Genomic DNA, 20003 nt, shown 5'->3' on the forward strand with positions numbered 1-20003 from the left:
TCAGTATCCGGGAGACCTGTCAGCTCTAATTTCAATTCCCAGAAATTTAAATTATGAACTGGCATTCCATTCACCTCATTGATAAAGTCTCCTACCTTTATATTGTGCTTTTCTGCGGGTGAATCATCAATTAAACCAATTACTTGAAAAAATACGCCCCTTTTTATTGCAAGAATACCAACATCGCCGAATAGGTCTTTTTTAATTTTTTCATACTTTTCTACTTCATCTTTTTGTAAATAGGATGCAAACGGCCCCATGGATTCCATAATTCCTCTATATGCTCCCCTCATAACTTCAATGGGATTAACTTCTTCAATATATTCATTTTTTACATAAGAAATAACTTTACTCAATAAATATAAATTTTTATAAGATGAGGATAAGGAAGAGAATGAAAATATTGAAGGAAAAAATTTCCAACTGATAAAGAATAAAAAAATGACAACTGAAATTGAAGATAACAATAAAATTTTTTTCTTATTTTCCATCAAATTTTTATTATTTCAAAAAGATATCTAATGTGTCAAAAATTATTTATGAGATCTCTTAAAAAGTCCATCTGCTGCGTTGCAGTCTCAGCTTTATCGCTCCAACGTACAGGAAGTACGCCTCCGCTCAAAGCTTCACTGCGCCTTGCATCTGAAGCTTTTTAAAAGATCTCTACTAAATAATACAAAAAGATAATCTTTAAAAAATTCTTTATTTAATTTTATTACATTCGATTAATGCTTTTTTTGCTTCACCAACCAGATAAAGAGAGCCAGTAATTAAAATGACAAAATCATCTGAGCATTCCTTCGTTAATTTTTCTATTGCTAATTTAACATTGTCCATAATTTCGATATTTTTTGTCTTTGCTTTAGAAATCTTCATTATAAATAAAGGCTCAGCAGCTCTCTCTGTATTAGCTTTTGTGAGTATTACCCTTTCCGACATTGGGAACATTAGCTTTGCCATTCTAAAAATGTCTTTATCTCGCATAGCCCCAAAAATAAGAGCTATTTTTTTGTCAATATTTTCCTCAATATATTCTTTTAATCTCTTTATAGCATGAGGATTGTGAGCGCCATCGAGAATTATCTGAGGGTTTGTATTAATTGTTTCCAATCTTCCTTCCCACTTAGTGTTTTCAATTGAATTCTTTATCTGTTCAGGAGAAATATTCCAACCTTTTTTTCTCAACTCTTCTAGAATAAAAATTGAGACGAGAGCATTTTCTCCCTGATGTCTTCCCTGTAAAGAAGGAGTAAATTCATAAGAAAATCTTGGCGTTTTCAAAGAAAATAAATATCTATTTTCTAATCTATTAATTCCAAAAATATTTTCTTTACTATTTACCCAAATTAAAGGTGATTTAACTTCAATGGCTTTTTCTTTTATTGTAAAATAGGCGATTCCTTTTTTTCCTCCATATACAACTGGAATTCTTGCTTTGATTATTCCAGCTTTCTCAAATGCAATCTCAGATAATTTTTTACCCAGATAATTTTCATGGTCGTAGCTCACATTGGTAATTGCACTAATCTCTGGATAAATAACATTTGTTGCATCAAATCTTCCACCCAAGCCTACTTCGATAACTCCAACATCAATCTTTTCTTTTTCAAAAAATAAAAATCCAGCTAATGTCAATATTTCAAAATATGTGGGATGTCCAACCAAATTTTTTTTGAAGATACTTGAATTAATTTTCTTCCTTATTTCACTTATAATCTCAGAAAATTCAGCCTTGGAAATACAATCATCATTTACTCTAATTCTTTCAGTGATATCTATAAGATGAGGAGAAGTATATAGCCCAGTTTTGTAACCTGCTCTTTTCAGGGCTTCAAAAACCATTGAACACACAGAGCCTTTTCCATTCGTTCCACCTATATGAATTGTTTTAAACTTATTTTGAGGATTGTCAAAACTTTTTAAAAGAAATTCTATATTACTAAGTCCAAGTCTTATACCAAATTTTTCAACTGAATTGAGATAAGCAAGCGCTTCATTAAAATCCATAAAATAAATTTTAATGATGTTTGTTTAACAACAATCGAAGAACACGAATTAAGTATTCTCTTAAATATTTTCTCGGTACTACATCATCCAGCATTCCGTGCTGTAATAAAAATTCTGAGCTTTGAAAGCCCTTTGGCAACTTTTCTTTTATAGTTTGTTCTATTACTCTTGGTCCAGCAAATCCTATCAAAGCGTCTGGCTCCGCAATGTTCAAATCTCCAAGCATTGCTAAACTTGCTGTTACTCCTCCAGTTGTTGGATCAGTCAATACAGATATATAAGGTATTCTCTCTTCGTCCAATCTTGCCAACATTGCTGAGATTTTTGCCATCTGCATAAGAGATAATATCCCTTCCTGCATTCTTGCTCCTCCAGAACTGGAAACTGATATAAGAGGAATCTTATTATTAAGAGCTCTTTCAATCGCTCGGGTAAATTTTTCTCCCACGACTGAGCCCATACTACCACCAATAAAACTATATTCAAATACTGAAAGAATCACAGGAATTCCATCTATTTTCCCAGAAAAATTTATTAATGCTTCATTCAATGAAAGTTTAATCCTACTCTCCTCCAATCTTTGTTTGTATTCTTTGTTGTCTTTAAAATTAAGAGGATCGGCTGGGAATATTTCTTCATCTAACCTCATGAAATCTCTATCATCGAGGAGAAATTTTGCTCTTTGTACAGCAGTAATTCTATAATGAAAATTGCAATTAGGACAGACATACAAATTTTCTTCAATTTCTTTTCTGTAGAGGATTTTTCTGCAATTATTGCACTTAGTCCATAAATTTGTCATTCTTTTTCACCAAAAATTTTGTGTACTTTTTAATTTTCACTTATTACCTTTTTTAAAGAGTTTCTAATTCTTTATTAATCTCATCAATTATATCATGAAAAAATTCTTTTGATGAAATTTTCTCTCTGGCGGAATCCGCTATTTTTTTATAATCAATCGATTCATCGTACATTTCAATAAGCTCACTTTCACCAATCTTTTTAAATAAAATCTTTTCTGAAATTCTGATATTAAGCAATTTTAAAATTTCCCACATTAGAAGACGTTTGTTAATCGGTTTTTCAAAAAAAGCCGAGGCTCCATAAAAATTAATAACTTCTTCTTTTATATAAATTGATTTATATATCCCAGAAATCAAAATTACTGGGGTTCTATGTTCTGATTCCAGAGCAATTCTCTTGCATAAATGTAAACCATGAATTTTAGGAATTACAATCTCAGTAATAACAAGGTCAGGCTTGTCCTCTAAATAAGTTTTATATGCCATTTCTCCATCCTGAGCAGAGTATACAATGAATTCGTTGGACTCTAAAAACTGCTTCAATTCTCTTAAAGAATAAAGGTTAAAATCAACAATTAATATTTTTTTTCTCATTTCTTCAATTATGAATAATGAATTGTTATATAAAAGTCAAATCATTTTGACTTTAGATTAATTTTCTGATAATTTTAAATAAATGCTTAAGTATATTCTGAATAAGATAATAGGAACAAAGAATGAAAGAGAGTTGAAAAAATTGAGACCAATAGTATGGGCAATAAACGAACTGGAACCAAAAATATCAAAACTCTCTGATGGAGAACTAAAACAAAAAACTTCAGAATTTAAACAAAAAATTGAGAATGGAGCCACTCTGGATGACCTATTAATTGAAGCCTTCGCAGTTGTAAGAGAAGTAGCAAAAAGAACTCTTAATATGAGACATTTTGATGTCCAATTGATGGGAGGAGTTGTTCTCCATCAAGGAAAAATTGCTGAAATGAAAACAGGGGAAGGAAAAACTCTTGTAGCCACCCTCTCTGCTTATTTGAATGCTTTAACAGATAAAGGAGTTCATATAGTTACTGTAAACGATTATTTAGCAAAAAGAGATACAGAATGGATGGGCGCCATTTATAAATTTCTTGGGCTTTCAGTAGGAACAATTCAACATCAGATGTCAGATGAGGAGAGAAGAAAAGCATATTCAGCTGATATAACATATGGAACAAATAATGAGTTTGGCTTTGATTATTTAAGGGATAATATGAAATTCAGACTGGAAGACTTGGTCCAAAGAGGGCATCATTATGCAATTGTGGATGAAGTAGACTCAATTCTAATTGATGAAGCAAGAACACCTCTCATTATTTCAGGCCCAACAGAAGAGTCTACCTCTCTTTATTATAAAATTGATGATTTGGTAAAAAGATTGAAAAAAGACGAAGACTACCAGATAGATGAAAAAACAAGAACAGTTGTTTTAAATGAAAGCGGAATATCAAGAGCAGAGAAATTTTTATCAGTGGAAAATCTTTATGAAATATCTAACATGGACCTTATCCATCATATATACCAGGCACTTAAAGCGCACAATTTCTTCAAAAGAGATGTGGACTACATGATAAAAGATGCAAAAGTAGTTATAGTGGATGAATTCACAGGTCGTCTTATGCCTGGAAGAAGATGGTCAGAAGGACTCCATCAAGCTATAGAAGCTAAAGAAAGAGTTAGAATAGAACAAGAGTATCAAACATTAGCCACTATAACATTCCAGAACTATTTTAAAATGTATGAAAAATTAGCAGGGATGACAGGAACAGCTGAAACCGAAGCAACTGAATTTTCAGTAGTTTATGGACTCGATGTTGTAGTAATACCGACAAATAAGACTCTGATTAGATATGAATATCCAGATGTAATTTATAGAACAGAAAAAGAAAAGTGGCAGGCTTGTGTTAAAGAAATTGAAGAATGTTATAAAAAACTTCAACCAGCTCTTGTTGGAACAATATCGATAGAAAAATCTGAAAAATTAAGCTCTCTATTGAAAAAGAAAGGAATTCCTCATGTTGTACTAAATGCAAAATACCATGAAAAAGAGGCAGAGATTGTAGCTCAGGCAGGAAGACTTAAGTCAGTAACCATTGCAACAAATATGGCAGGAAGAGGAACAGACATACTTTTAGGTGGGAATCCTGAATTCTTAGCTAAGGAAGAGATGAGAAAAAGAGGATATAATCCCCATGCAAAATGGGATGAAAACTTATACAAAGAAATTTTGGAAAAAATGAAGCATCAGGTAGAAGAAGAACATAAGAAGGTTGTGGAACTGAATGGTCTACATATAATTGGAACTGAAAGACATGAAGCAAGGAGAATCGATAATCAACTGAGGGGAAGGGCTGGAAGACAGGGAGATCCGGGTTCCTCAAGATTTTATCTCTCATTAGAAGACGATCTGATGAGAATATTTGGATCTGATAGAATTTCATTTATCATGCAAAAATTAGGGATGGAAGAAGGGATTCCTATCGAACATAAAATGATAACAAAGGCAATCGAAAGAGCTCAAAAACAGGTGGAAGCTCATAACTTTCTAATAAGAAAGCACCTGCTGGAATACGATGATGTAATGAATAAACAAAGAGAAGTTATTTACTCAATGAGAAGAGATATTCTTGAAGGCAAGAGCATGAAAGAATTTATAGAGAGCCTAATAGAAGACATTCTTATATGGAATGTCGAAACTTATTGTAACGGCAGGAAACATCCTGAAGAATGGGATATTGAGGGATTAAGAAAAGCTTTAGCATATCAATTCGCTTTCGACATAAGGGAGATGGATGGAAATTTTGGAGATATGACTCAAGAAGACTTGAAAGATTTAATTCTATTTAAATTAAAAGAAAGATATCAAGAAAAAGAAAAGATGATCGAATCTGAAAGAATGAGGGAACTCGAAAGAATTATAATGCTTCAGGTTATCGACTCTCAATGGAAAGACCATCTATTAGCTATGGACCATTTAAAAGAAGGGATTGGATTAAGAGGTTATGGTCAGCGTGATCCATTGGTTGAATATAAGAAAGAAAGTTTCGAAATGTTTCAAGAAATGAAAAATAGAATTGAAGAAGAAACAATCCGATATATTTTTTACTTCCAGCCAGTTTTCGAATTTGAAGAGAAACCTCATAAAGAAATCAAGCAAAAATTTCAAGGTCCTCGTGCCATAATACCTAAAAAAAGAAGGAGATAATTATGTTAGAATTTCCCATTAAAGAAGGATTAACATTTGATGATGTACTAATAATGCCATCAAAATCTAAAGTAATGCCTAATGAAACCGATGTTACAACTTATCTTACAGATAAAATAAAAATAAATATCCCAATCATCAGCTCAGCGATGGATACAGTCACAGAATCAAAAATGGCAATTGCAATGGCCCAGATGGGAGGAATTGGAATTATTCATAAAAACTTATCAATAGAAGACCAGGCAGAAGAAATCAATAAGGTAAAAAGATTTGAAAGTGGAATGATAGTCGATCCTATAACGATGGGCCCTGAGAATAAAATCTATGAAGCAATTGAGGTAATGAAAAAACATAAAATCTCTGGAGTTCCTATCGTTGAAAATGGAAAACTTGTAGGAATTCTCACAAATAGAGATTTAAGGTTTGAAACCCGTATGGATCTGGATATCAAAGAAGCCATGACCAAAGAAAATTTAATAACCGCTCCTTTAGGAATTTCAATGGAAGAGGCTGTTAAAATATTACACAAGCATAGAATTGAAAAACTTCTTGTAGTCGATGAAAATTTTCATCTTAAGGGGTTAATTACCGTAAAAGATATAATGAAAAAAATTTCTTATCCTGACGCAAGCAAAGATTCATTTGGAAGGTTAATGGTTGGAGGAGCTATTGGAGTAGGAAACGAGGCAATCGAAAGAGCTTCTGCTTTGATCGAGGCTCAGGTTGATTTGATTGTTATTGATACTGCTCACGGACACTCGGAAAAGGTGTTAAAAACAATTGAAATCCTGCGGAAAAAATTTAATCATCTGAACATCGTAGCGGGTAATATAGCAAGTGAGGAAGCTGCAGAAGATCTAATTAAAAGAGGGGTAAATGGAGTTAAAGTTGGAATGGGTCCTGGTTCCATATGTACGACAAGGGTTGTCACTGGAGTTGGAGTTCCCCAAATAACTGCTATTGCTGAAGTTTATAAAGTTACAAGAAAATATAATATTCCAGTTATTTCTGATGGAGGGATAAAATATTCTGGAGACATTACAAAAGCCTTAGCTGCTGGAGCCCACTCTGCGATGGTAGGAAGTTTGCTCGCTGGAACAGATGAAAGTCCAGGAGAGATAGTTCTATATCAGGGAAGATCATATAAAACTTATAGAGGAATGGGTTCAATTGGAGCTATGAAAAAAGGAAGCAAAGACAGATATTTCCAAGAGGAACTACCAGAATCCAAACTCGTTCCTGAAGGAATTGAAGGAAGAGTTCCATACAGAGGATCTGTAATGAATATAGTTAACCTCCTTGTAGGCGGGCTTAGGGCAGGAATGGGATATGCAGGCTGCAAAAATTTAGAGGAACTCCGGGAAAAATCCAAGTTTATAAAAATAACAAACGCAGGTCTAAGGGAAGGCCATGTTCACGATGTGATCATCACTGAAGAAGCTCCAAATTACAGGATAGAATAAAAAAGCCTTTTTTTATTATTAAGCCAATTAAATGAGAACCAACCAATCCCGCTTTCATAATTTTTAATTTATTGAAATTTTCAATATTTTTGATGTATTAATAATGATTGAATTAAAAGGAGAAAAAAATGGAAGGGGCTATACTAAAAGCTCAATGGATTGATTATACAATTATTGTATTATACTTCTCTGTAACAATTCTTGTCGGATTCTTTCTCAAAAAATACATAAAGACTGGCGAGGATTTCTTTCTCTCTGGGAGATCACTTCCAAGCTGGGTAACGGGATTGGCTTTTTTAGCTGCAAACCTTGGAGCTCTCGAAGTTATGGGAATGGTAGCCAATTCAACAAAATATGGAATTCATACTGTCCATTTCTATTGGGTCGGTGCTATTCCGGCAATGCTTTTTATAGGTTTATTCATGATGCCTTTTTATTACGGCAGCCGAGTCAGAAGCGTCCCAGAATATTTAAAATATAGATATAACGAAGCTACAAGAGGTTTGAATGCAATTTCATTTTCAATAATGACTGTATTTATGAGCGGCATAAATATGTATGCGATGGCCTTAATTTTTAAGATGCTCCTTGGATGGTCGTTAACATCGAGTATTTTTATCGCTGCATTCGTTGTTCTAATTTATGTATTTTTAGGCGGACTCTCATCATCGATTTATAATGAGGTACTTCAATTTTTTCTGATATGGCTGGGTCTTTTACCAGTTGTCTTTCTTGGATTAAAAGAAGTTAACGGTTTGCAAGGGCTAATACAAAGACTCCCTGAAGAATTTACAAGAGCCTGGGCACCTCTTTCCCATACTTCTACCAATCCCATGGGAATCCACTGGCTTGGAATGGTTCTCGGCCTTGGTTTTGTCCTCTCATTTGGTTACTGGACAACTGATTTTCTCGTAGTCCAGAGAGCCCTCTCGGCAGAAAATCTCAATGCCTCAAAAAGAACGCCTGTCATAGCTTCTTTTCCAAAAATGCTGATGCCAATACTTGTTGTTATCCCGGGGCTTATTGCAATCGCAGTGTTACCTCAATTTGACCTTAATTCATCGGGTGAAAAACCATACAATATGGCGCTTCCCCTCATCATGGCTAAATATCTCCCCAATGGAGTCTTGGGATTGGGACTAATTGCTCTCCTTGCATCCTTTATGTCCGGGATGGCTGGAAATGTTACAGCCTTCAACACTGTCTGGACATATGACATTTATGAAGCTTACATAAAAAAAGGAGCTCCTGATTCCCATTACGTAAAAATGGGCAGATTTGCTACTTTTTTTGGAGTTATGATAAGCATCGGAACAGCTTACATCGTTCTCGGCTTTCCAAACCTTATGGATTATATGCAATTGATTTTTTCTTTCTTCAATGCTCCACTCTTTGCAACATTTTTACTCGGGATGTTCTGGAAGGGAGCAACTCCTTGGGGAGGCTTTTTTGGTTTGTTGATTGGAATACTAACTGCAGCTTCCCATTATATTCTTGTAAAAATTAATCTCATTAGCTATCCGAGTGAAATGGCTTCAAATTTCTGGCAGGCATGGTGGGCATGGCTCATGTGTTTTGTTTTAACTATTTTAGTAAGTTTATTCACTCCTAAAAAAGACCCAAATGAATTAAAAGGTCTTGTAATGGGATTATCCTCCAAGGAACATAGCATAGAAAAAAAATGGTATAAAAAACCTGCTACCCTTGGAATAATTTCCTTTTTATTTTTTATTATCCTAAACATTATATTCTGGTGAGGTCAAGATGGAAGGTAAAAGCCCTGAAAAAAAACATTTTCTTGATTTAAGAGTTCCAATGGGAGCTTTATTCTCCATTCTTGGAATACTTTTAGTGGTCTATGGAATTTTCAGTCCCAAAGAAATTTATAAAATCTCTCATGGAATAAATATAAATTTCTACTGGGGAATCTCTCTCTTTCTCTTTGGAGTAATTCTTTTAATCATGGCCTCTCTTTATAAAAGAAAGTAAAAATTTAATTTTTGAAATAAAAGGCTGAAAATTAATCATTTTTTCTTGAAAGTTTTGCTTCTGCCCAATTCGCATGGTCCCAGCTTATGCCATCACCTCCATCACTCACATAAAGTCTAAGTATCTTAACTCCCGTTATATTAATTAAAACTTTCTGGACAGGATCTTCTTTTTTCATTATACTGCTCCTCCATAGTTCATTATCATCCCCATAAACAATGAACTCCACTGATCCACGCTTTTCTTGAGTGTTACTATCAATGCCAACCCAAGCTGAGAAAAAATTATACAGATTATTTATATTATAAATGATATCAGAAATTGCATGGGTGCCAATTCCTTTTTTATAGATATTATCTCCTATTTTTAAGGGTAACCTGGACACAGCCTTATCCATCTGTGGCATTCCCCACCCAGATGATATCGAAACGGGTTCAACATCAGATAGGTAAATTTCATCTTGAATTAGTTCACTCAGTTTAAATTCAATTTCAGCAGGTTTTTTACTTTTTGAACCATCGAACCACACTCCATATATTTTTACTTTATTAACTTTATCCACATCCAACCCCTTAATTTCATAACTGTTTACCGGAGTATACCCTGATACTTCATCATTCAGATAAACAAGATAACCTGCACTGAGTGAATAAAGGGGATTCCATGACAATTTAATTCCATCAAGACCTTTTACTTCAAACCTTACTCCATCAGGCGTTTCAACAGGATAGGTGTATAAATCTGCGGGTTCAAAATAAACCTCCCAGGAAATTTCTGTATTTATCGGGCTTGTAAACTGAACACTTCCCCATCCATGATAATTTGATATTTTTACTGAAAGGCTCTCTGCTTTTGCTTCTTTTATTCGGAAAGTTTTCCCTGACCTTGGAAAAACAAATCTCAATTCATAGGGATCATCTTTTATTAAAGCACTCTTTCCAGAGTATTTCATCTTATTTTCATCATAATTAATTTCCTTTAAGTCTACCCATCCTTGGGTAATGTGACGGCTTGTTGAAATCAACTGTGGTTTTTCTTCAGCTTTTATTAAAGTTAAAACCCTGCAACTTGCTGGTAAAATAGGAACATACATTCCCTTCTCCCAGCAGCCTAAATATTCTTTCTGCCAGAAATCATAAACATGAATTAACGAATCCGCTGAGAAGCCAAGTTCATGCCAGTCCAATTTGATTCCAATTGATTTCTCTTCATCATAGTTAAAAATTCCAATCACATCATATTCTCTTCCAATATAATTCACTTTCAAATCCCAGATTCTTTTATTTTTATTCGAAGGAAAAAGGTCAAGAGGCCGAATGTCAACTGCTGGATAAACTCTTTTAAGTATTTCAACTCGCTCTGGAGACAAATCATATAATCTGTCGCTTGCCATTAGAGCCTGGCCTGTTAATCCCTGAAGTGTTGCCCATGCCCTTGCACTCTCCAGGGTTAAGGGATATCTTACTAACATGACATCAGGGTCACAATACCAGGCAATGTTATGCAAGTAATAGTGTCTCATCGTTGCATTTAGAGCAGTAAAAAATCCTTCCCAATTTAGAAGAACATCTCCTCCTGTGCGAGAGCCATTCATTATTCCTATTCCCTGAAGGGGTATTCCCCAACATCCCAAAAGGTATCGATTAGAACCTATTGCTCTTCTAATGGCAAAGAGAGTGTCTCGATACAGCTCTTCAGGGTCTCCTTCTGGGCTTTTCATTTTCTTCTGGTATTTTTTGAATTCATTGATAACAATTGGCTGGCCATCAATTTTAAAATATTCATACCCCCATTTCGAAGAAAAAACTGTAAAAAGATCCTCTAAATATTTAATTGCTTCTTTCTTTGATGGATCAAGCAGAAAATTTCCTTCCCAAGTATCTGAAATAGATTTTTGGTCCTTATCCAGTAAAAAAGCTTTCGATTTTTTAACTACCTCCCAGTTGCTCTGCCCATGAGGAGCAAGCCATAATCCAGGCTTCAATCCAACTTCTTTAATAAAATTGGCAAGCTTTTCCATTCCCTCTGGAAAACGTTTATCAATGGTTGTCCAGTCTCTGTTATCTCCCATCCCATGTCCCTTTCCCTGCCAACCATCGTCAATCTGACAGTATTCTGCGCCGAAATCTTTCAGGTTCTCTGAGAGCCATTTAGCATTTTTTTTAACTTCATCCTCATTTATTTCCTGATAGTAATAGTACCATGAACACCAGCCGGAAGGAGGCAAATTAAACACTGATTTATCTATTGGCTTGAAGTATTTTATTTTTAAAATGTCTTTGTAATAATTTTCTATAATTCTTCCATCATTTAAAATAACTCTGTCCTTCACAGGGTCAAAAATTCCATCTGCCAATGGAGTTTTTACATCTCCCAGCGTCATTATGAATAAATCCAAATTCTTTCCCTCTTTAATTCTGCACGGAATTGGTTGAGGCCAACTATTCATTTCTTTTACAGAATTTTCCTTTTCTATTTTAAAATTCTCATCTGAAAATCCATAAAAACCAGTTAAAAAACACAAAAATAAAAGAATATAAATTTCTTTTTTCATTTTTCCTCCAAAAACTCATATTATTTTAAGCTTATAAATCTCTCATTACAAAATCAAGTTTTAACTGAACATATATAAGTGAGCAGGAAGGGTAGCGGAGAAACCGAAGGTTCCTGAAAACCGTCACAAATGCGGAGCGGGCATGGTTCCCCTCTTCAATTGAAAAAAATATTACAAAGAAAGCCCTGAAAAACCCCTTTTATAGCGCAAAATGTCATGCTGAACTTGATTCAGCATCTAATAAAATCAATGGATTATGAGAACCTGAAACAAGTTCAGGTTGACAATAAATCACTTTTTCTGGGCTCTCGCAAAAAGCGTAAAAATGCTTGAGATACTATTTGTATTTGTTATATAAATTAGTGTCAGTGTGCTTTATTAAAGAATGTCTATTTTCGAAAATATTTATGGATCAGCACACTTGGTTTAAAAAATGCTAAAAGAAAGGATAGGGAAAACAATAAATAAATTTAGAGAAATTTATGGAGACTCAAATATAAGGGTTGTATGTGCCCCTGGAAGGGTCAATTTAATTGGCGAGCATACCGATTATAACGATGGTTTTGTTTTTCCTGTTGCAATCGATAGAAATATCCTGATGGCTTTTTCAGAAAGAGAGGATAACTTCATTTATCTTCATTCCCTGAATTTCAACCAACAATCAATTTTTTCTCTCGATGATATTTCTTTTGAAGAAAATGCAAGATGGAGCAATTACACTAGAGGAGTGACTCATTTTCTCAAAAAAGAAGGATATAAATTAAAAGGAATGAATGCATTAATTGAAGGAAATATTCCCATTGGCTCTGGACTAAGTTCTTCTGCTGCTCTTGAAGTTGCTTCAGCGCTTGCATTTAAAACAATAAACAATTTAGAAATTGAAAACACTAAAATGGCTCTTTTATGCCAGAGAGCTGAGAATGAATTTGTGGGAATGAAATGCGGAATTATGGATCAATTCATCTCAATTCTTGGTAAAAAAGATAATGCTCTTTTTCTTGACTGCAGAAATTTGAATTATGAATTAATAACATTAAATTTGAAAAGCAAAAAATTTATCATCGTTAACACAAAAGTAAAAAGAGGCCTTGTTGATTCTGAATACAATATAAGAAGGAGAGAATGTGAGGAAGGAGTAAAAATATTAAAGAACTTTATACCAGAAATAAAAGCACTGAGAGATGTAACTTCAGAAAATTTTGAAAAATATAAGGATAATTTACCTGAAAATGTAAAAAAAAGATGTAAGCATGTGATTTATGAAAATGAAAGGGTTTTAGATTCAATTGAGGCATTAAAAGTAAATGATTTTAAAAAGTTCGGGAAATACATGTATGAATCTCACCTTTCATTAAAGGAAAATTATGAAGTGAGTTGTAAAGAACTTGATCTAATAGTGAAGACAGCAATGAATACAAAAGGGGGTTATGGATCAAGAATGACTGGAGCTGGATTTGGAGGATGCACTGTGAGTCTTCTCGATATAAGTTCAGAGGAAGAATTTATAGAGAAAATAAGTAATGAATATAAAGCTAAATTTGGACTCTTTCCTGAAATAATTCCTGTTTCAATCGAAGATGGAGCAAAACTTATAAATCATCAATAAAAAATGAATAACAAAAAATTAAAAATATATTTTTTGATTTTTATATTTTCCTGCTCAATTAAAGGAATTGCTTATCAGACCGAAATATTAGAGACAAATAAGCTATTCACCGTTAAACTTCAATATAGAGCTACTCATCCTGGGGAAATTCTACTCATTAATATTGACAATAGCGAAAATATAAATTCGGTTGAAGTCTACATCTTTAACAGGGTATTTTCAACGATCAGAGAATATGAGAATCTTACACCTATTATTTTAATAGGAATTGATTTAGAAACTAAACCAGGCATTTACAAGATGATTATTTATTTAAACACAAAAAAAGGTGAGAATTTCAAAATTGAAAAATCCATTAGAATTTTAGGCAAGAAATTTCCTCTCAAAAAATTATGGGTAGACGAAAAGTATGTAGTGCCGCCTCCTGAGGCTTTGGAAAGAATCAAAAAGGAAAAGGAAATTCTTAATTCTATCTGGAAAACTGTAACGCCGAACTGGTTTATAAATGGTAATTTTATAACTCCCCTTGAAGGAAAAGGAAAATTTAATTTCGGAGAGAGGCGAATATTTAACAGAAAGTACAGATCTATTCACAGTGGAGAAGACTTAATTTCCAAGCATGGAGATGATATAAAAGCTTCCAATGATGGAAAGGTAGTTTTAGCTCAAGAACTCTATTTCTCAGGAAATACAGTTATCATTGATCACGGAAAAGGTCTCTACACATTATACTGTCATTTATCTTCATTCAACATAAAAAAAGATGAATTTATAAAAAAAGGAGATATTATAGGCAAAGTAGGAGCAACAGGGAGAGCAATAGGCCCTCACCTTCACTGGGGAGTAAAATTATATGACAGTCAAATTGATCCTTATTCTTTATTATCGATGCCATTAGATTTATTCAAAAACAACAACTAAAAGTTTCGTTTTATTTATAAATTTTTTCGTATTTTTTTATTTTGTATTATTTTTTATTTTAATCCCAGAAAATTCAACTTTTTCTTTTCTCTAATCAATAGCCTTTAGGATAACCTTGCGTTCAAAATAATTTCCTATCATTCCTAATTTTGCATCTCTTTTTACTGATTCTCCTCTTGTAAGCATAGCCTGTAAATTGTACTTAAGCTTATGAAAGTTCGAGATTTTTTTGACATCCCTCATTTGTTTATTTATAATACAGATTTTAAAAATGAAAAGAGGGCACATATGATGAAAAGATTTTTTGTCTTAGCAATGTTATTCTTTGTTTTAGGACTTTTTTCATTCGGAGAAGATAAAGTATATTTTGGAGTCTCCCAGTATGACCTTCTAATAAACAAAAATTTCTCAAAAAAGTATGTTGAAGACTTCTTTAGAGAGAATGCCTACAGAGGTGCAAACTGGGTCAGGATTTATAGCTTTTTTTATGGACCTTACAAATATGGGGATTTGATATTTAGTGGATTTCCAAATACGTACCTTCCCTGGAAAGTAGTAAGAGAAGAAAGCAATAACCGAAAAATTTTTGACCTTACTCAATTCTCCCAGGAATATGAAGAAAGGTTAAAATGGTTTTTTGAAACGGCAAAGTATTATGGAATTACAGTAGATATTTGCATATTTGACACGCTTGCTTACCGATTTGAATGGGACTACCATCCTTTCAACCCTGCCAATAACATCCAGGGATTTGATGGCAATTACGGAGGACTCCCATGGAATCCATACCGAGTAGAAAGAACCTACTTTGAGTTATACATAAAATGGTTAGCAGAGAAGTTAAACCCTTATGACAATATAATAATAGATCTCGTTAATGAAGGGTATCCAGACTCAACTAAAGATATGAATGTATATGGGGATTTTCTCAAGTGGGAATATAATCTGGTAAAGAAGCTTTTCCCAAATAAAATTGCTACTCTCACCACTGAAGCTCCACTTCTTTATTATATTTATTGTGATGTGCATGAGCCTCACTTTATCTGGGGAAGATCTGCCCTTTACGAAAGAACTCACAGGGGCGAATTGATAATAGAGTATCTTGAGAGCATACCCCGACCCAAGATATTAAGTTCTGATAATGATGGCGATCCAATTCCTGTATGGAATGTCATTACCAGTCGAAACGAAGGTGAAATATCTGGATTATTCCAAGAAGCATTTAAAAGGAATTGGGGTGTGGATCTCACTACCCTCGACTACGAAAAATCTTTCTGGACGATGGAAATGGGATCAGAAGTTTATAAATCAATTTTTGGTAAATACCCTGAAAACTGGATGGTAGAGAGAAGACCCAACTTCTCCAATGTTAAATATAACTACCAGGAAGTGGATAGAATAACTGTAAGACCAGGACAACCCCTCACCTTCACAATCGATTACAAGAATACAGGTGGAAATGGAACAGGCGTCACGATTATTAATGTAGTTGATTCAAACCTTGAGAATATACAGCCTCAGAATGGTGGAACTCTTTCTGGAAATAAAATCACCTGGAATATCGGTAATGTTGATTCTAATAGCGGAGGAAGAGTGAGTTTCACAGCAAGGGTAAAAGCGAACACTCCCTATGGAACAAAAATCTTCAACTCTGCTACAATCAATGCAGACCATGCAGATCCTTTTAATATAAAACGCATAGTGATAACAATAATCTTTTAGCTTCATTTTTACTTTAATAATGCTGAGAAGGATTGAAAATAGATATGAAAAAGGAGGCTCTCATGAATTTAAAAAGGTTTCTGTTCATTACATTATTTCTCATTTTATTAAATTCAGCTTCTCTGGTGGCTCAACAAAATATCATTAAATTCTCTCAAAAAATTACGCCTAAGTTCTCTATTAAATTGTTTGGTGGGATGGGTTATATTTTAAAGGGTGGCGATTTGAAGGAATGGTTTAGAAGTGAAACTGAATATTTTAATTGGCTCAATGGCCAGCCCAATTATAAAGCCCAAAGTGATTACCAATTTACTCATACCACACCTGAAATAAACCTTGAGGCCTCAATTAACCTTATTCCAAGATTTTCCCTTGGGATAGGCATTGGCTACCTTGCAAAATCCTGGAAACAGAGCTCAAGTGTGACTTACGACTATAAAGACACTCTTGGTACTGACACTCTTAACCATTCCATTGAGATAAAGTCTAATATCATTCCCCTTACATTAACAGGTAATTTTTTAATACCCGTAAGAAACATATTAGATATCAATGTTATGGCTGGGGCGGGCTATTATATCTCCACTTTCAAATTTGCTGATGAAGGCAGTCATTCCTGGCCAAATTCTCCAGGGAGACAAGACTATAAGTATACCTCTTCATCAACCTTAGAGGCAAAATCTGGTAAACTTGGTTTTCATTTCGGTGGAGGAACAGAAATAAAACTCTTTTCCAATATTTCTTTGACAATTGATGCCCTTTATAGGTTAGTAAAATTTGATGAAATAAAAGGAGAGACAAAATGGAAGGAGTCGATAATCTGGACTGATCATAGTGAACAATACTCAGGAACAACAAAAGATCAAGCCCTTTGGTATGGAACTTATAGATTGAATGGGAATATCTATCATCGCGCCATATTTAATGAGACAGAACCATCTTGGTTAGAAAATGTCCGTCCATTTGAATTTAAACTTGACAGTTTAATTTGGAGGATAGGGATTAAAGTTGGGTTTTAAGAATCAAAAATTTATACTGATTTGATCATTTAGTTAGAAGCTAAGTTATTTCAATCGAGTAAATGCCTGGTTCTAATTTAATTATTTTTAAATCTTCAGGAAATTTTTTTTCAAAGATGGTTTTATCATCTTTTCTTACTCCTACATTTTGAAGCCCTTTTCTGTTTATTTCTAATTTGGCATTTGAATTTATCTTGATTTCAAAGCTCATCCTACTTTTTTCATTTATAAAGTTTCTTATTACCGCATCCTTATTTGCCCTAAAAATTAATCTTCCATCTTCTTTTACCTCTGTGATATCAGGTCCAATTGTTATATCATATTTACGATTCATATAAGGAAGATTGAAAACAGTGCTTCTCTCCTTTATTCCCAAAGAACCGAATCGTATTCCTGCCCATGGTTCATAATCAAAAAATTCTTCAAGGGCAATTAAAGAAAAAAGTGGCCCCCAGCTCTGGTATCTCTGCCCACCTCCCTCGCCTGTTCTTGAATCATAGTTTTCTCTGCAGAGCTGATATTTTCTCCAACTCTTAATGAAAAGCTTAGCGCTTTTTTCCGCATATTCAGATGCAATCTCATCAAGCCTATATCTCTTCAAACCCTGATAAACCAAATAATTAGTAGGAGGCCATATTGTCCCTCTCCAGTACTGCTGGTCTTTAAATGCAGGGTCATCCCTTGATATAGTCGGCAATATATATTCTCCCCAAAACTCTTTTTCATTCAATAAATGCTTTATCATTCTTTTTATCTTGTCTTCTGGAACGATACCGGCTAAAAGTGGATAAAAATTTGAAGCAGCTTTTCTTGAGGAAAATTTTCCATCCCAATATTTATCAAAATAAAAACCCTCAGCTTCATTCCACATTACTTCATTAATCAATTCTTTTAAATTTTCATATTCTCTTAAATACATTTCTTCATCTTCTTTAAGTCCAAGATGTTTGGCCATTTCAGAAAGACACAATGCATCGAGCGCATAAAGACTACTTAAGTCAAGACAATTCATGTTCAACGTCCATCTTTCTTCTATATATTTTGTATCATCCCATAGAGGTGAGTCGTCCATTCCTGACTCCCACATTGCTCTCTGTAGCCCTTCTGCTTTTTCCATGTTGAAAATATTTTTGTGATTTTCAGAACCCCATTCAAGAAGACCATCGTTATTTCCATCCCTTCTTGGATATCCTGTTTCGACAACTGTTTTCCAAAAACTGTGCCATTTCTTCAGATAAGGATATGCAAACTTCAGAATCTTTAAATCCTGATTAAGCCGATAAAAAATCTTCAATGTACAATATCCTCCAACAGGAGGCTGAGTTCTGTCATTTGTTCCCCAGACCTCTCCACGCCAGTTTGGTATGTTTCCATCCTCATACTGAGTCTGAAGAACTGCTTTTAACATATCAATTGCATGTTTTTTACTCTCCAAAGAAACCTCCAGTGCGTTAAAGAACCCATCCCATTCGAATATCGTCCACTTCATCGGTTTTCCATCCCGATCCGGAAAAATCCATCTTCTTCCAGCTGGAATGTAAGTTTGCTTCAATTCAGGATGATAAAGAGTCATCCAGTAAAGATTATTAGTCAGAGCTTCAGCTGTCTGGTCAAATAAACCAGTAGTTTTTACACGATTTTTTTCATAGCTAAGTTTAAACCTTTCGAGATTTTGATTAATAAAATTTATGTTTGTTAACTTTTTGCTTTCATCGATCAATGCCTGCAAAATTTTTCCTATTTTAGCTGTGAAATAAAGAGTTCTTTCCTCTTTTGTATCATACATTAATGTCAAAAAAGGGCTGGGTTCTCGGGTTTTATGTATAAATTTTTCAGGGCTGTCTTTCTTAACAGCATCATAAATGGAATCAAAGCTATCAAACTGTCCATAACGCGAGGGTCTTATTGAGGTAGAGATTACAAATTTAGAAAATCCAGAAGAAATGTTCGAACTACCTGTAATTACATTGGATTTTCTTATATATCTATATTTACCCTTATAATCCCATGGAAAATATGCCGTAATAAGAAGAGATGAATTTTTTGGAATCTTCACCTTCCCTATTACAGTTAAAGGGTCAATTTTTGTCCATTGAATCAAAACAGTTCTATCCTTAAATTTTTCTTTGTCCTCTCGATCTACGGGAGAAAGAGCACGAATTTCCTCTCTTGTTGAGAAAACATCGATATTTACCCCAGCATCAAATTCAACCTCTGCATAGGTTCCATCAGGAGAATGAGGTCCAACCTTACTTATGGAATAAAATACGCTTCTCCCATCTATTATTCTTCCCTGATAATAAATTCCAAATCTAAATGCAAATACACTATCTTCCTTAGTTGCAAAAACAATTCCCGCCCAAGAGTCAGCATCAAGGGCATCTATTAAAATTCTCTCTCTAGAGACAAGCTTTGTCTCACTTAGATTCTTCTTTTCCCCCCGTGGATATTCAACTCTTTCTGAAAATAAATTAAAGTTAATCAAAAATAATAATGAAACTAAACACATTAAGCCTTTTCGTATAAAAAATTGTATTCTCATTGTATTTCTCCTGATATTATTTTAAATAAATAATAATCTTTTTCTTTTGAAATTCATTAAGTTCTTTTTTATCAAAATCAAATTTAAGATTGTCATTAATCATAACTGCATTTTCTACCTTATCAATCATTTTAAAATT

The 20003-nt window shown here is 33.9% G+C and carries 15 protein-coding genes (1 of these 15 only partly in view); 8 read left to right on the forward strand and 7 right to left on the reverse strand.

The annotated features are described in order from the left end of the window. From AB1410_03065 to AB1410_03080, 4 genes are all read right to left on the reverse strand, one after another. Nucleotides 1–491 carry the 5' portion of a S41 family peptidase gene (locus AB1410_03065; protein ID MEW6455680.1) on the reverse strand. It extends 649 nt beyond the left edge of the window, so only the first 491 of its 1140 coding nucleotides appear in the window; it begins with the start codon at nucleotides 489–491; the stop codon falls past the left edge of the window. 211 nt (nucleotides 492–702) lie between these two features. Then, complete coding sequence (locus tag AB1410_03070) at nucleotides 703–2007, reverse strand: folylpolyglutamate synthase/dihydrofolate synthase family protein (protein ID MEW6455681.1); 1305 nt, start codon at nucleotides 2005–2007, stop codon at nucleotides 703–705. A gap of 10 nt (nucleotides 2008–2017) precedes the next feature. Then, complete coding sequence (accD, locus tag AB1410_03075; protein MEW6455682.1) at nucleotides 2018–2809, reverse strand: acetyl-CoA carboxylase, carboxyltransferase subunit beta; 792 nt, start codon at nucleotides 2807–2809, stop codon at nucleotides 2018–2020. A 52-nt stretch (nucleotides 2810–2861) separates the two neighbouring features. Then, on the reverse strand, nucleotides 2862–3404 hold the full coding sequence (locus AB1410_03080; GenBank protein MEW6455683.1) for a response regulator: 543 nt from the start codon (nucleotides 3402–3404) through the stop codon (nucleotides 2862–2864). 82 nt (nucleotides 3405–3486) lie between these two features. Between AB1410_03080 and secA the strand changes: the two genes are divergently transcribed. The 4 genes from secA to AB1410_03100 all read left to right on the forward strand — a co-directional run bounded on the left by secA (nucleotide 3487) and on the right by AB1410_03100 (nucleotide 9500). Next, nucleotides 3487–6048, forward strand: a complete 2562-nt coding sequence (secA, locus tag AB1410_03085) for a preprotein translocase subunit SecA (protein ID MEW6455684.1) — start codon at nucleotides 3487–3489, stop codon at nucleotides 6046–6048. A gap of 2 nt (nucleotides 6049–6050) precedes the next feature. After that, the gene (gene guaB, locus AB1410_03090) at nucleotides 6051–7511 is read left to right on the forward strand and encodes an IMP dehydrogenase (GenBank protein ID MEW6455685.1); all 1461 of its coding nucleotides are present in this window, start codon (nucleotides 6051–6053) and stop codon (nucleotides 7509–7511) included. 128 nt (nucleotides 7512–7639) lie between these two features. After that, nucleotides 7640–9268: a sodium:solute symporter family protein gene (locus AB1410_03095; protein MEW6455686.1), complete on the forward strand. Its 1629-nt coding sequence runs from the start codon at nucleotides 7640–7642 to the stop codon at nucleotides 9266–9268. A 7-nt stretch (nucleotides 9269–9275) separates the two neighbouring features. After that, nucleotides 9276–9500, forward strand: a complete 225-nt coding sequence (locus tag AB1410_03100) for a hypothetical protein (protein MEW6455687.1) — start codon at nucleotides 9276–9278, stop codon at nucleotides 9498–9500. A 31-nt stretch (nucleotides 9501–9531) separates the two neighbouring features. Here the strand turns inward: AB1410_03100 and AB1410_03105 are convergent, their stop codons facing one another. Beyond that, nucleotides 9532–12054 (reverse strand): NPCBM/NEW2 domain-containing protein, encoded by a 2523-nt coding sequence (locus AB1410_03105; protein ID MEW6455688.1) that lies wholly within the window; start codon nucleotides 12052–12054, stop codon nucleotides 9532–9534. A gap of 433 nt (nucleotides 12055–12487) precedes the next feature. Between AB1410_03105 and AB1410_03110 the strand changes: the two genes are divergently transcribed. After that, nucleotides 12488–13660 (forward strand): galactokinase, encoded by a 1173-nt coding sequence (locus AB1410_03110; protein MEW6455689.1) that lies wholly within the window; start codon nucleotides 12488–12490, stop codon nucleotides 13658–13660. A 3-nt stretch (nucleotides 13661–13663) separates the two neighbouring features. Next, nucleotides 13664–14581: a M23 family metallopeptidase gene (locus AB1410_03115; GenBank protein MEW6455690.1), complete on the forward strand. Its 918-nt coding sequence runs from the start codon at nucleotides 13664–13666 to the stop codon at nucleotides 14579–14581. A 90-nt stretch (nucleotides 14582–14671) separates the two neighbouring features. Here the strand turns inward: AB1410_03115 and AB1410_03120 are convergent, their stop codons facing one another. Continuing rightward, complete coding sequence (locus AB1410_03120; protein MEW6455691.1) at nucleotides 14672–14824, reverse strand: hypothetical protein; 153 nt, start codon at nucleotides 14822–14824, stop codon at nucleotides 14672–14674. 45 nt (nucleotides 14825–14869) lie between these two features. Between AB1410_03120 and AB1410_03125 the strand changes: the two genes are divergently transcribed. Both AB1410_03125 and AB1410_03130 read left to right on the forward strand, forming a co-directional pair. After that, nucleotides 14870–16303, forward strand: coding sequence for a DUF11 domain-containing protein (locus AB1410_03125; GenBank protein MEW6455692.1), 1434 nt, complete (start codon nucleotides 14870–14872; stop codon nucleotides 16301–16303). A 62-nt stretch (nucleotides 16304–16365) separates the two neighbouring features. Next, complete coding sequence (locus AB1410_03130; GenBank protein MEW6455693.1) at nucleotides 16366–17322, forward strand: hypothetical protein; 957 nt, start codon at nucleotides 16366–16368, stop codon at nucleotides 17320–17322. Nucleotides 17323–17362: 40 nt separating this feature from the next. Here the strand turns inward: AB1410_03130 and AB1410_03135 are convergent, their stop codons facing one another. Next, on the reverse strand, nucleotides 17363–19864 hold the full coding sequence (locus AB1410_03135; protein ID MEW6455694.1) for a trehalase family glycosidase: 2502 nt from the start codon (nucleotides 19862–19864) through the stop codon (nucleotides 17363–17365). Nucleotides 19865–20003 lie beyond the last annotated feature (139 nt).

This window comes from Acidobacteriota bacterium (assembly GCA_040756905.1).
In the GTDB taxonomy this organism is placed as follows: domain Bacteria; phylum Acidobacteriota; class Aminicenantia; order JBFLYD01; family JBFLYD01; genus JBFLYD01.